This is a genomic window from Marivivens niveibacter (genome assembly GCF_002150005.2).
Lineage (GTDB): Bacteria > Pseudomonadota > Alphaproteobacteria > Rhodobacterales > Rhodobacteraceae > Marivivens > Marivivens niveibacter.
On the sequence record NZ_MSPP01000001.1, the window covers coordinates 592,757 to 606,630 of the forward strand.

The window sequence follows — 13,874 nt, forward strand, 5'->3', positions numbered from 1 at the left end:
TTAGGTGTGAAAATGCAAAAGGCTCGGTCGCGAATTAGTTTGGTTACGTTGTTATTCATTGTCGTCGTGATAGTTCCGACGTTTGTGACCGGTTATTACGCATTGGTTACCAAAGCACCGCTATTCAGATCGCAAACGCAGTTTGCGGTCGAAGATAGACAGCAGGGTTCATCGAAAATGTTGGGCGGCCTAGCAACTGCTATCGGTATCGTAAGCGGCGAGCCTAGCGCGATCTATTCAGTAAAAAGGTTTATTGAATCGCCTGATGCTTTAAACGCTTTGGAGGAGGTCTTCGGTTTTGCTGAATATTATCGGGCCCCTTATGGTGATTACTTCACGCAGTTGCCTGATAGTGCTTCATCCGATGCTATATTGGCATACTACCAACGCCATGTCGTCGCGCGTGTTTCTAGCAAGGAAAACATTATATCGCTCGAGGTTTCTGCGTTCGACGCGGCAACGGCACAGGCAATCGCGGATAACCTGCTACGCATCGTAGAAGCTTTTGTGAATGACCTTAATGCGCGTGCGTTAAATGATCAGGTTCGTTTTCAGCAGGCAAACGTTGAAGCCGCTCAGCAGAACGTTCTAGACGCACGCCTTGCGCTTACAGAGTGGCGAAACCGAAATGGTGCTGTAGACCCGATGGCGCAGGTTCAGATGCTTCAAGGGATGATTGGAAATCTGGAAACTGAACTGTCATCGGTTCAGTCCGATCTTTCGCTGCTTGAAGAGTCAGAAGATGCGGACAGGTTTAAGCCGCGCATAGATGCATTGCAGGATCAAGAGCGCATTATTTTACGACAAATATCATCTGCCAGAGATAGATTGGCCAGTTCTGCTGAAGGCGCAGTTTCGATGCAAATCGATGAGTATGAACGCCTGTATGCTGCTTTGGAGTTCGCAGCAAATGATTTGGAACTTGCAACTATGTCGCTGGAAACAGCGCGTCAGGTTATTTTACAGCAGCAAAAATACTTGCTTATTATTTCGAACCCGTCGCTGCCAAGTGATCGAACATTTCCAATTTTGACTAAACATGTTCCAATTGTTTTCGTGGCCTGTATGCTGATTTTTGCAATTATTGCATTGTTCGCCAATGTGACACGTGATTACCGCCGCGTTTAACGGCGATGTATGAAAGTTTCTGAATGCGTATTTTCACACACAAAGCTACGCTCGCATTGCGCCGCCTTCAGTTCACCTTTCGGTTAAAAAAATCTACGCTTGAAGTCGTAAAATATCGGCCAAATGCGCCGTATCGCACGATCGTGTATGGTCTAGATAAAGATAAATGGGCGTATTTTGATGCAGCTTATCCAGAATTTCAGAAATATTTTGTTCCGATAAATGTCCATGTGGCAGATCTGCGAAATATGCTATTGCGTCGTCACATGGGCGTCGTACTGTTTCAGGATTACTCACGGCGCCGTTTTGATTTGGCGGCGAATGGACTTTCACCCGTCATTTTTTACGGCGCTGACGCGCCCTTTTCTGTTCTTGAAAAAGGCGAAAAAGATGCTGTCGGGTTCGTGTTGGATAGTATGGCAGACTGGACGTTGGCACGCCGTCAACTGGAAATCGACATAATGCTCCAAGGGTTTGATTTTGAAGAACATCCAGACCTTTTGGATCAGGCATCAAGCTTTCTAGATAGAGCTAACGATGTCATATCAGATGGTGATAAATGCCTGATTATTCCAAATATAAAAGATATATCGGCTACGTCAGAACTTTCATCCAACGAAAGAAAAGAGTTTGCAGCTGCTATTGCAAAGTTAAAGCCTGGCCAAGAGTTGACCGTTTTTCGACCGCTGCCGTCCGAGGATGTAAGGCTACAGGATAATTTTGCGCACTTTCTACAGCATTTGAAGCGGTGTAATACGGTTATTGTAAAGGATCATGCTTTGGGTTTAGTGGCGGCACTTTGTGGTCGTCGAGTGATCGTAACCGGCCGACCATTTTGGGCAGGCTATGGAATTACCGAAGATCTAATTCAGATATATCGATCACGTGAATTGACGCAGGACGAAATGGCAGCAATTATTATTGCGATACAGTCAAGGTACGGTACGGCCTTTGGTGAAAAAGTTGAGCCATTTGATGGTTGGTCGATGCCACTGGTGGGATAGTCGATCGAATGGATCGTTCCGTAATCTTTTCGGGCAAAGCAAAGCATTATCGTAGCGATTTATGTTCGCTGCCAAAAGTTCTGCGTGCTTTTGGTGAAATCAATGCAGACCTACCTTTCGGTCTCTTGATCGAAGTTAGCAGAAATTTATACGCGCATGTTGCTGCTGGCGATGATGCTCCATTTATTATGGAGACAAGGCAGGGTCAAATCAGAGCAAAGCTGTCTTTACAGGCGACTGACTTATTGGTGTCGCCGACTTGCGAAGGATGGTTGATCACCGGTGAAAACCATAAAGGTGTATCAAAGTCTAAAAGCTGGTTGCCTTTAGAGCGTCGGTCGGTTGCGAATATTGAGCCGGTCTATCGATCGTTCAATCGTCATAGAGAAAATATAATAAATTATCTTTATGAAACTACAATAAATGATCTGGAAACCGCATCACGTACTGTCGATGCTAGTTCTGCCAAAAAGGCAAAACTTTATCATGTTTGCAGAAGTCTATTACCACAGGCAAAACAGGATTTTTCTTGGAAAAAATTATATTTGGCGATTGTTACTCGCTGGCAAGGCCTCTTCGCACGTGACTTAAGAGAATATTCGGTCAATTATTGGGCAAGGAATATTCATAGTAAACGAGATCGTGGCGCGACAACCGCAATACTTGCCTCATTAATATACTCTATTCGTAGCATTAACCATGACGGAACCCGTTTCGGTGGTCATCAAGCTCGAAACAATGCTAAAAAAATTGTAGATAGTTGGAACTTTGAACCCCGTAGACGAACAACTAAGAAATGGCTTGAGAATATCCAAAGGAGGTTTTTTCGACCTGAGATTCAGAAAAATTTTGTCGATCGTTTTTTGTTGGACCTAGAGAAATCTTCTAAAGATTCATCAGGAGTAATATCTGGTGGTTGGGTGAAGTCTGATTTACCGCCTCCGACCTACGTTTTGCTAAAACGATACGCCAAATCACAACCTGATCTTGCTGGTATTATTGCTATTTTATTGTTGAAAAGAGGGCTTGATTCAGGGACTCCTGAGATGTTGCTCACTGTTCATAGATTAATCAGCGGTACGAATTTTTCAAAGGACTTCATGAATGCAATTCGTAACGTAGTAAATGCTACAGTTGAAACGGATTTGTCTTACTTTGATCTTGAACCAGTCAGGGTTTTTGCTCGGCTATCTGGTATTTCGTTTGATTGCCCGATAGATGACGCGCTTTTGCTTTGCCCTCAACTCGAAAACCTAGAGTACAATCTAGTAAGTTTGATTGGCCAAAAAAAAACTCAGGATACGATTGGTCGTTTTGATACAGCATTCGTTACAACTATTAACCCTGATATTGGACCGGCCCAACTTGCGTTTGATACGTCGGGCGCTACGTTCTTACCTGCAACTTTATCTACTAAAAGGGTCGATTGGTTTGAGAATTGCTCGTCTTTTGCTGACTTAAGAGTAGCAGCCTACAGCGTTACCGAAGAGGAATTGAGTTCTCATACCGAGAGCTTAGCGTCACTCTTAATCGATGAGTTAAAGGCAATAATTGGTGACGATCTGTCTCAGACTTGGTTGGATTCCCTAAAGTTGCCTTTAGATGATGCGTTGTTCGCAGCGTCGATTGACTTTTGGAGCATTATAAATTCACACGAGCTGCAGAGTTCGAAACGCGCTTTGGTTGTTTGTGATACTGCACAACTTGCAACCGCCTATCAAATAGCTCTTGAGAGTCTTTCAGTTGATACTGATGTTGTTTTTGCAACTAAAGGGTCGACAAGTTTTGAAGCAGATTACATTCCTCCCATCCAATCCAATACCGAAGCAGGTTTAGTCCGGGATGCTATATCACATTTGATTGGTGATGCGGGGGTCACGAATGGATCTGATATGACCTCCAGCACGGCGTTGTTGGTAGGGAGGAGTTTCGATCGAAATTACAAGACCGACCTTCTTTTTTTAGGGAAGGAGCTCCAAAAAACCGGTACGGTGCATTTTGCTTTGACTGCGGGTAAGCGTGGTTTGTCTAACTTACCTGATTTTTTAAAATCCTATGCAGATTTGTGGTTTGATAAACTATCGATCTCACCGCTGCTGCGTTTGTTTGTTCCTCCCGCTGATCTGCCAGAAGTGTTTCAGTCCGGCTTGGCAGATTTGCTTATTGCTCGCATTTGGCAGCGAGATTTGTTGACGCCTACTAATCTTGCGCTGTTGATGGCAGCAAAACCCAGAATAGATGCTTTTTTCAATGTCCGTTTGCCGCGTCTAGTTTTGGCTGGGGCTGATGTCGTTCGTTTGGTTGAAAAGACCAGACCTAAGCAGATCGTTTTGTTACCCGGGCGCGATTACATTTCACAAGTCGCGGCGTTCTGCGGGCGTGAGACTGGCGCGAAAAGTTTCGATGTTCAAACTGTTTTCGTTGGGCCTCGATCTCGGTATAAGGCATCGGTTGCTGATTATCAGTTTGTGATAGAAACCTATTCTGAAAAGATTTTTGAAGACTTTTTTAAAGTTCCAAAAGAAAAGTTGGTACTGACTGGTAATTCAAAGGTTGGTGGTGTTCAGGCCCAAATTCGCAAGTTGGATCGGAAAAGTTGTAGAAACAAGGCGAAGTTACACGAAGATTTCCTAATCACATTCGCTTGTTCGCCAATATTGCAAGACGATAAGGATGTGATTGATACGTTGGCGTTGGTCGTCGGGGATATACCCGGTGCTAGGTTGGCGTTTCGTTACCATCCCACGGCACATCAGGAATACTTCGACTACTGTGACGCGATTGTCGGGAAAAATGACGCCATTTTCGTTGCCGATATGTTGGATCTGCCAGAAACATTGCTTGCTTCTGATCTGATCGTCACGCGGTTCTCTAACGTGGGCTTAGAGGCTGCTTTGGCAGGTCGGAATGTTATTTCGTGTAATTTTACTGGAAAACGTTTTCCAATTAGTTTGGATGAAATGGGTGTCGCAACGTTGGTTGATGAACAGGCAAACCTATTGCAAACCATTTTGGATATTCAGAAGCAGGGCGTCCTTTGGGAAAAACTACAACAAACGCGCCAAGCTTATATCGAAGCCAACCCGCAACTTTATCACGATAATCCGCCAAAAGCGATGTGTGAGTTTATGCAGTCCGTTAGCGGATAGAGTTACGCCCGGCATTTTGCCGGGCGTATTTTTGTTTAGCCGAACATGTCAGCCGTGATCCCGTCGTACCAGCCAACGGATTCTTCATATGTTGCCTGACGGGTGGATGCGTCTTCACCTGTGCTAGAGATGAACCCATCAACTTTGGCGATCTTTTCGTCGGTTGCTTCATAGGTTGCGCCGACTTTGACGCCGTCGTTGGTGTCGATCAACGACCAGCAGGTGTTCGCGAAGCGGGCAGGGAACACTGCCGAACCTGTCAGCGCGCCGCGAACGGCCATTGCGCAAACTTTAGCTTGGCTGTTGGCCGAGAAACCCGATTTCGGCATGTCACCTTGCGCACAAGCATCACCCAGAACGTGGATGTTTGGATCGATTTTCGACGACAGATCGATCGCATTCACGGGTGCCCAGTTGCCATCAGTGACGCCTGCGATTTCCGCAATACGGCCTGCTTTCATAGCTGGGATGACGTTGCAAACATCGACTTTGTTCACGTCGCCGTCGATATCGACAGTCATCGCCGATGGGTCGACGGTTACATTTGTGCCGCCAAAATCTGGACCGATACGTTCGATCATACCCGAATAATGTGCGTTCCAGCCTTCTTCGAACAACGCCTGTTTCGAGAATTTCTCTTTCGGGTCAGCAATTAGGATTTTTGCGGTTGGGTTCACCTGTTTCAGGCGGTGGGCAACCATGCTGACGCGTTCGTATGGGCCAGGAGGGCAGCGATACGGGTTGGGCGGTGCGACCATGGCAAAGACGCCGCCCTGAGGCATTGCATCGATCTGCGCACGCAACAGTTCGGTTTGCGAACCTGCTTTGTATGCATGTGGCATGGCGTTTTGTGCCGAAACATCCCAACCCTGAACCGATCCATCGATGAAATCGATACCTGGGCTGATGACCAGACGATCATAAGGCAGGGTGTAACCGCCCGCAGTTGTCACTGTTTTTGCGTCGCGGTCTACGCCGACTGCCCAATCGTGCAGAACGTTGATGCCGTATTCAGACGCAAGCGTGCCATAGGAATGGCCCAAGCTGTTCATCTCGCGCAAACCACCCAAATACAGGTTTGAGAAGAAACAGGTGTAATATTCGCGGCTAGGTTCGATCAGCGTGACATCAATCGCGCCTTCGCTGTCCTTTGCAATATAACGAGCGGCGGTCGCACCACCTGCGCCGCCGCCAATTACGACTACTTTTGGTTTGCCGTGACCGGCACCCATCACCATTGGTGCGGATAATGTGCCTGTGACCGCTACTGCGGTCCCCAGGAATGTACGTCTGTTTAGTTTCATGGTTCTCCTCCCTAAGAACACACCCCGATTATTCGAGGCTTTCGAAATACGCTGCGAGGGCTGCAATCTCCTCGTAGGACAAACGCGATGCCATCATTTCCATGGCCTGATTTTCACGCATGCCGATTTTGAAATCGTGCATGGCCAGCATGAATGTTTCGCGCGGCCAGCCTAGAATACTGGGGATATTGGATGCGCTTCCCGACAATTGGTGACAGGAAGTGCAATCGCCCGACAGATATTCGCCGTAGGCTGGGTCGCCCTGAATATTCAAAAACGCATATTCAGGATCGTGCTCTTTCACTGGTTCGACCGAGGCCTCCTCGGTCTCAGCCGGCTCCTCTTCGGCGGCCTCCTCACCGCCTTCGGATCCGTCATCTGGTGTTACGTCCAGAACGGTCGCGCGCATCGTGATTGTCACACTATCCTTACAATCGGTCATGCAAACGTCACCCGCAAAAATCGGGTATTCTGTCGTCGCACGGTCATCCATGTAGAAATTTGGTTCGTTCGGCAGACGAACTTCAAGGAAGTTGTCATTCGACAGTTCGAAATCGTCGTCGACCAGATCGTTGACGTACAGAAGGTACGCGGTGATCGCATAGACTTCGTCGTTTGTCAGCGATTGGGCCATGCCGAATGGCATTGCGCGGTTGATGTAGTCATAGACTGTCGACAGATAGGGCCAGTAGGAACCAATGGTTTTTACCGGATCTTCGTCGGACAGAGTATTGTGTCCGCCCGCCAGAACAGGCCAGCGGCCGACAGCTTCGCCAAAGTCGCCGTGGCACATGGCGCATTTTTCAACGAATACCTCTTCGCCGGTCCATACGTCACCAGACCCAGCAGGTAGGCCTGCACCATCTGGACGTACGTCAATGTCCCATGCTGCGATTTCGACAGGCAACGCGTCGCGGCCCAAACCAAAACCAGCGGTTTGCGGGGCAGGGGCGCCTGAAACGAATGCGCCTGCCTCGGCTGCGACTTTGATCGCGTCCAACGATAGCGCGGCAGCAGCAGCCTCGGCTTCGGTTGCCTCGGCTTGCGCGATTGCTTGTGCCGCGATCCGTTCATTGTTGGCTGCGATCTGAGCCTGATATTGCATCGTCGGCAAAGCATAGGCCAAACCGCAAATCGCTGTTACGCCGCCCAGGCCAGGGATCATAATGCTTGACAGTTTTGTCATCTGATTTCCCCCTTATTCAAAAGTTGCCAGATAGGCGATGATAGCGTCGATTTCCTCTTGGCTGCGTAGCCCGCGGAACGCCATTTTGGTGCCCGGCATTGCGCCGCGTGGATCGGCAAGGAATGCACCCAGAACGTCAGCGCTCCATTCGCCACCCACATCCAGCAGAGTATTGGAATAGCGGAACCCATCAACACTACCGATTGGGCGATCGACCACGCCATTCAGGTGAGGACCTACGCCATTGCCTGCGCCATCACCGACTTGGTGACAGGATTTACACTGACGGAATAGCGCTTCGCCTTCTGCGGCCAGATCGACCTCAGGTTCTGCCGCGGCTGCGACAACTGTGGCGTCTTCCTGCGCTGCGTTTTCATCCTCTGGCGTTACATCCAGAACCGACGCGTGCATCGTGATTTCAACGCTATCCTTACAGTTTTCCATGCAAGGTTCGACGCTGAAAATGGGATATTCGGCTGTCGCGCGATCATCCATAAAGAAGTTCGGCTCGTTCGGCAGGCGAACTTCTAGGAAGTTTTCGTTCGACAGTTCAAAATCGTCGTCCACCAGATCGTTAACGTACAAAAGATACGCGGTGATCGCATAGACTTCGTCATTCGTCAGTGATTGTGCCATGCCGAATGGCATCGCGCGGTTGATGTAGTCATAAACTGTCGACAGATAGGGCCAGTAGGAGCCAATCGTTTTTACCGGATCTTCGTCGGACAGAGTATTGTGTCCGCCCGCCAGAACAGGCCAACGGCCGACGGCTTCACCGAAATCGCCGTGGCACATGGCGCATTTTTCAACGAATACCTCTTCGCCGGTCCATACGTCACCTGACCCAGCAGGCAGGCCCGCACCATCCGGACGTACGTCAATATCCCATGCGGCGATTTCGACCGGCAGAGCGTCGCGGCCCAAACCGAAACCAGCGGTTTCAGCGACAGGCGCACCCGTACTCAAAGGTTGGGCAGCCAAAGTATTGATTAGGTCGGTCGCAGCAGCCTGAGTATCGGCAATTGCGGCCTGCGCTGCGGCAGCGCGGTCTTCGGCTGCTTGGGCGGTGGCTTGCGCCGTTTCAATCACGTCGCTTTGGTGGTTGCTGGAGTTAACGGCGACGCCAATGCCGACGCCGATCCCAGCAATCCCCAGTACTGTGTACAGGCCGTTAGGAGATTTCGACATTCTCGGCCTCTCCTTTTTCGTTCACAGCCCAAGTTTGGATGCTGTTGTTGTGATAAATCGAATTTTCACCGCGAACGTGGCGAAGTTGCTCTTTGGTTGGCTGAACGTATCCGGTGCTGTCATGCGCGCGGCTTTGTAGCAGCATTGGTTTGCCGTCCCATTCGACATCCAAATAGAAACGGTGCATCGATTTGTTCAGCGATGGGCCAGACATACGGGCCTGTTGCCACGTAATGCCACCGTCGATGGTTACATCTACGCGTGGGATCGTGCCGCGACCCGACCATGCAACGCCCGTGATGACCAATGGGCCAGGGCCTTGGGTGATAGGGGCCTGCGGGCTAGGCGATGTGATGACCGATTTCGCGTCCATTTCCCATGTGAAGCGGCGCGCCTGACCGTCGGCCAGAAGATCGGTATATTTTGATGTTTCTTCGCGGTGGTGCCATGGCTGATCGCCCACTTCGATACGGCGCAACCATTTGATCCACATGTTGCCTTCCCAGCCGGGGACAACCAGACGAACGGGATAACCCTGTTCAGGGCGCAGCGCTTCGCCGTTCATTTTGAACGCGACCAAACAGTCGTCCAGCGCTTTTTCAATCGGGATCGAACGGGTCATGCCGGATGCATCTGCACCTTCTGGCATGATCCATTTGCCAGTTGTCTTAACACCAGCTTCTTGCAGCAGCAGGCGCAGCGGGACGCCTGTATACATGACGTTGTGGATCATACCGTGGGTGAACTGGCAGCCGTTCAGCTGCGCGCCAGCCCATTCCATGCCGGTATTCGCAGCACATTCTAGGAAATAAACGTGGTTTTCACGTGGGAAACGCATCAGGTCTTCCATGGTGAAAACCAGCGGGCGGTCCACCAGACCGTTAATCATCAGGCGGTGTTCAGCTGGATCGACTTCGGCGATACCGGCGTGGTGACGTTCAAAGCACAGGCCGTTTGGCGTGATGATCCCGTCCAGTTCGTGCAGCGGGGTAAAGTTTACCGACGACACAGGGTCAGCAGTCAGCCAAGGCACATCCTGACGGCGCACGTGGGATTCAAACTGGGATGGCATACCATAGGGGCGGGCATCGACGCCTTCGCCCAGATATTGGTTCCATTCTTGTTTGTTGATGATCGCTGGATCACCTTCAGCGTTTGCAGCTTTGGCGGAAACCATTGCAACACCGCTTGCGGCTGCTCCTGTTAGGAAGCTGCGGCGGGTGGGTTTCATGCCTTTGTAAATTTTGGTCATGATGAGTGTCCTTTTGCTGGGGCAGGGGCGGTTAAGCGCCCACAACCTGAACAGAGGTATTCGGAGCGACAGAGACAGTGCCCTGACGGCGGATGTAATTTTCGACAACGTCCCAAATGGCGGGGCCTTCGGTGCCTTCGTTGACCGAAGCCCACCCTGCGACCACATAGGTTTTTGCAGGATCAATCAGCTCGCCTGTTTTCAGCAGCGTCATTTCGGAAATGCGGCTACCGATAGGTTTGGTGATGTCGATTTTGTATCCCATGCCACCAACGCGAACCATGTCGCCGCCTTGCTGGTAATAGGGGTCTTCGTTGAACAGGTTGTCGGCCACGTCTTCCATGATGGTGTGGATAAATTCACCTGTCATTTCAGTGCGATAGGCGTTCGGATAGGTCATCGATGTGACGTTCCACAGGTCTTCGCGAGTGATTTCCTGACCTGGCAGGACCGATGGTCCCCAACGCACGCCTGGAGACATGGAAATGTCGGCATCGCGTTCGTCGATCAGGGCCTGACAAATCAGGTCGTCCCACGATCCGTTGAAATTGCCGCGACGGTACAGCAGCGTATCTTCAGCAGTTTTGCCGATGACTTCGTTCAACTGATCAGCAAAAGGCGCACGTTCCGCATCAATTGCAGCAGCTACGTCAGCGTCAGGTGTTATAACGTCGGCGAAGATCGGGATCAGTTTGTGTTTGAAACCCATCATACGCCCGTCGCGGATGTCGAGGTCGACGCGGGATACGAATTTGCCGTTAGAACCAGAGGCAACAACGATGGTCTCATTGACCAGATAGGGTTCGGGCAGGGCATCATGCGTGTGGCCTGATAGGATCACATCAATGCCCTGAACACGCGATGCCATCGCCTTGTCCACGTCGAAACCATTGTGGGACAGGACGACGACCACGTCTGCGCCCATGCCGCGTACTTCGTTCACCATTTCCTGCATACGTTCGTCGCGAATGCCGAACGAATATTCTGGGAACATCCAACCGGGGTTGGCGATGGGCATATATGGGAACGCTTGGCCAATGACCGCAACCTTTGCACCGCCACGTTCAAAGAATTTGTAGGGCGCGAAATCTTCGGCGGGTTCGTCCCATTCGCTGTCGAAAATGTTCTGCCCCAAGGCTGCATAGGGCAGGTTGGACAGGTGTTCACGTACACGTTCGCTGCCCAGCGTAAATTCCCAGTGGAATGTCATCGCGTCTGGTTTCAGCATATTCATGACGTTCACAACGTCCTGACCTTGGGTGTGGTAGCAGGTGTAGGACCCATGCCATGTATCACCGCCGTCCAGCAGGATCGCATCAGGGCGGTCACCGCGGATTGCATTGACCACAGTTGCGACGCGGTCGATCCCGCCCAAGCGGCCATATCCGCGGGCAAGGGATGTAAAATCGTTATAAGTCAGTGCGTAATGCGACGGGCTGCCGTCTTCGATACCGTATGCGCGACGGAAATCTGCGCCCGTGATGTGCGGTACAGCGCCTTTGTTGTCACCAACGCCCAAGTTAATTTCGGGTTCGCGGAACCAGATCGGTTTCAGCTGCGCGTGGATGTCTGTGATGTGGATCAGGGTCACATTGCCGAACGTATCGAATTCCAACAGTTGATCCTGCGTCAGCAATTGCTGAGCCGCCAATTTGCCCCACTGTCCGAAACCGGACGCGCCAACGATGGCACTGGCAGCCATACTGGCCTGCAAAAAATCCCGACGAGAGATCATAAAACTACTCCATTTGCAGGCACGGGTGGTGACTGCAGTCATTGAGGTTGAAATTTGATTGAAAAGTTTGGGCGGCGCGGACGCCGCCCAGGAGGAGGCTGTTACGCGACCGCGATGTCTTTGGTTTCGGTGTAGACGCTGCCGTCGTCATCGTTCCAAGTGAAGGTAAAGGTTCCCGATTCAGGAACTGTCGCTTGGAATTCGAAATACGGGTTGGTCGAAATCGCAGGCTCTAGAACAACGTCGATGACGTTCTGACCATTAAAGTCACATGTGAAGTGATTGATGATCGAACGTGGGATCGGGTTGCCGTCGCCGTCTTTGCGCTGACCCGATTCCATTGGGTGCGAAATCAGCGTTTTGATGGTGATAACCTCGCCTGCGGATGCTTCGCGGGGTACACGTACGCGTGGTGTTACATTGTCTGCCATGGTTTTATCCCCTTATGCCTTAGCCGCCGCAGCCGCCGATGGTTACTTTGACTTCCTGACTTGCACGGACAAAGCTGCCGTCAGGCATTTGCGCGATGGCGATCACGTCTTGGGTGCCGGCCAAACGCATACGGGTGGACGCGGAATGCGAACCAGCCAGCGGGCCAAAGGTAAAGGTTGCGACCTCTGGGGTCGGGTTGCCGCCAGCAAAAACAGCGATCATGGTCGCGCCTGGTGCATTCACTTCGATCGGAACGGTGTTGCCGTTTTCTGCGATCTCAGGTGCGATAAGGGTCAAGCCTTCAGAGCCAGCTTCGGCGCCATTCAGCAGCGCGTCAATGGCGGCGTCGGCGTTTGCCATTGCCTTGAATGGGACAGCCGCAGCGATCGCGGTCCCCACTGTCATCAGCAGCGTATTTCTACGAGTAATCTGCATGGATACTCCTCCTCCAGATGTGCGGCCACGTCGATGTGTGACCGACCTACAGTTCCAAATCTTGCCCAGCTTGGGCGCGAAAGTTGTCAAAGAGTTTCATGCAAAGCCGACCGTATCAGCTGCTTGCACCAGATGCGTTCCTCCAAAAACGCGTCTGCCTCTCCCCTCTGGTGTACCGTAGCGTACCAAAGCGGATTCTCGCAATAATAAAATCAAAAATTTGAATATGTAATTTTGATTATTTTATTAGTCGTTATTTTTCAGGCGTTTGGGTGGGGTAGTGTTGCTATACTTTCGGGTTAAAGTAGTCGGGATAATGACGGCGCAACCATGAGTAACCACGCCGCAATGCGTTCGACCGACCCTGTTCCGATCAAAATCGCAAACACGATCAAGACGGCCCCCATGACCTTTTCGGTGTAACGCATCAGGGAACGATGGCGGTCAATCCAGCCAAGGAACGGTCGTGCGAATAGGGCCGCAAAAATGAATGGTGCCGTCATTCCGATCCCATAGGAAAATAGCAGTGCTGCACCTTTCCAAACGTCATCATAGCTGCCTGCGACAATCAAAACGCCGGTTAGGGCAGGGCCCACACAGGGCGTCCAGCCAAAGCCAAACGCCAAACCAGTCATATACCCGCCGATCAGGCCAGTGGCGGGTAGGCGGCTGTGAATGCGTGCTTCACGGTAAAACAACGGGATTTTAAATAGACCCAGAAAATGCAGGCCGAACAGGGCAAGCACGACCGCGGCAACGATTTGTAGCGTGCCTTTCCATTGCGCAAAGGCCGTGCCGATTGCGGTCGCGCCCATGCCTAACAAGACAAAGATTGTGGTCACGCCTAATGCGAAACTGATGGCGCTGATTATCAAACGGACGTGAATCCCCACTGTTTCATGGCCACCGCCGCGAATCTGTCCCACCGAGATGCCGGCCATATAACTCAGGTAGAAAGGAACCAGCGGCAGCACGCAGGGCGTAAAGAATGATAAAAACCCTGCAAAAGCAGCGCCTAGATGGCTGATTTCGGGCATTCGAAGATTCCTTGAAAATTAGTG

The 13,874-nt window shown here is 50.9% G+C and carries 11 protein-coding genes; 3 read left to right on the forward strand and 8 right to left on the reverse strand.

Annotated features, from left to right (window positions below):
* Nucleotides 1–12 precede the first annotated feature (12 nt).
* Genes BVC71_RS02960 through BVC71_RS02970 form a run of 3 tightly spaced genes read left to right on the forward strand, consistent with a single transcriptional unit; the run spans nucleotide 13 to nucleotide 5,281 of the window.
* Nucleotides 13–1,128 carry a KpsE/RkpR family capsule polysaccharide export protein gene (locus BVC71_RS02960; RefSeq protein WP_086450128.1) on the forward strand — a complete coding sequence of 372 codons (1,116 nt, stop codon included), beginning with the start codon at nucleotides 13–15 and terminating at the stop codon, nucleotides 1,126–1,128.
* Nucleotides 1,129–1,151: 23 nt separating this feature from the next.
* Nucleotides 1,152–2,132: a capsular polysaccharide export protein, LipB/KpsS family gene (locus BVC71_RS02965; protein WP_086450129.1), complete on the forward strand. Its 981-nt coding sequence runs from the start codon at nucleotides 1,152–1,154 to the stop codon at nucleotides 2,130–2,132.
* A gap of 8 nt (nucleotides 2,133–2,140) precedes the next feature.
* On the forward strand, nucleotides 2,141–5,281 hold the full coding sequence (locus BVC71_RS02970) for a hypothetical protein (RefSeq protein WP_133064485.1): 3,141 nt from the start codon (nucleotides 2,141–2,143) through the stop codon (nucleotides 5,279–5,281).
* A 35-nt stretch (nucleotides 5,282–5,316) separates the two neighbouring features.
* Here BVC71_RS02970 and BVC71_RS02975 read toward each other — a convergent pair whose 3' ends face one another.
* The 8 genes from BVC71_RS02975 to BVC71_RS03010 form a co-directional block, all read right to left on the reverse strand.
* Entirely contained in the window at nucleotides 5,317–6,585 is a 1,269-nt protein-coding gene (locus BVC71_RS02975; RefSeq protein ID WP_086450131.1) for an NAD(P)/FAD-dependent oxidoreductase, read from the reverse strand.
* A gap of 28 nt (nucleotides 6,586–6,613) precedes the next feature.
* On the reverse strand, nucleotides 6,614–7,771 hold the full coding sequence (locus BVC71_RS02980; RefSeq protein ID WP_240516762.1) for a c-type cytochrome: 1,158 nt from the start codon (nucleotides 7,769–7,771) through the stop codon (nucleotides 6,614–6,616).
* Between the two features lie 12 nt (nucleotides 7,772–7,783).
* Nucleotides 7,784–8,959: a c-type cytochrome gene (locus BVC71_RS02985; protein WP_086450132.1), complete on the reverse strand. Its 1,176-nt coding sequence runs from the start codon at nucleotides 8,957–8,959 to the stop codon at nucleotides 7,784–7,786.
* Complete coding sequence (soxC, locus tag BVC71_RS02990; protein WP_205905948.1) at nucleotides 8,943–10,211, reverse strand: sulfite dehydrogenase; 1,269 nt, start codon at nucleotides 10,209–10,211, stop codon at nucleotides 8,943–8,945. The genes BVC71_RS02985 and soxC overlap by 17 nt, the downstream gene beginning before the upstream one ends.
* A 31-nt stretch (nucleotides 10,212–10,242) precedes the next feature.
* Nucleotides 10,243–11,946 (reverse strand): thiosulfohydrolase SoxB, encoded by a 1,704-nt coding sequence (soxB, locus tag BVC71_RS02995; protein WP_086450133.1) that lies wholly within the window; start codon nucleotides 11,944–11,946, stop codon nucleotides 10,243–10,245.
* A gap of 101 nt (nucleotides 11,947–12,047) precedes the next feature.
* Nucleotides 12,048–12,377, reverse strand: coding sequence for a thiosulfate oxidation carrier complex protein SoxZ (gene soxZ / locus BVC71_RS03000; protein WP_086450134.1), 330 nt, complete (start codon nucleotides 12,375–12,377; stop codon nucleotides 12,048–12,050).
* A 19-nt stretch (nucleotides 12,378–12,396) separates the two neighbouring features.
* Nucleotides 12,397–12,813 carry a thiosulfate oxidation carrier protein SoxY gene (gene soxY, locus BVC71_RS03005; protein WP_086450135.1) on the reverse strand — a complete coding sequence of 139 codons (417 nt, stop codon included), beginning with the start codon at nucleotides 12,811–12,813 and terminating at the stop codon, nucleotides 12,397–12,399.
* A gap of 299 nt (nucleotides 12,814–13,112) precedes the next feature.
* Nucleotides 13,113–13,850: a cytochrome c biogenesis CcdA family protein gene (locus BVC71_RS03010; protein ID WP_086450136.1), complete on the reverse strand. Its 738-nt coding sequence runs from the start codon at nucleotides 13,848–13,850 to the stop codon at nucleotides 13,113–13,115.
* Between the last annotated feature and the right edge of the window lie 24 nt (nucleotides 13,851–13,874).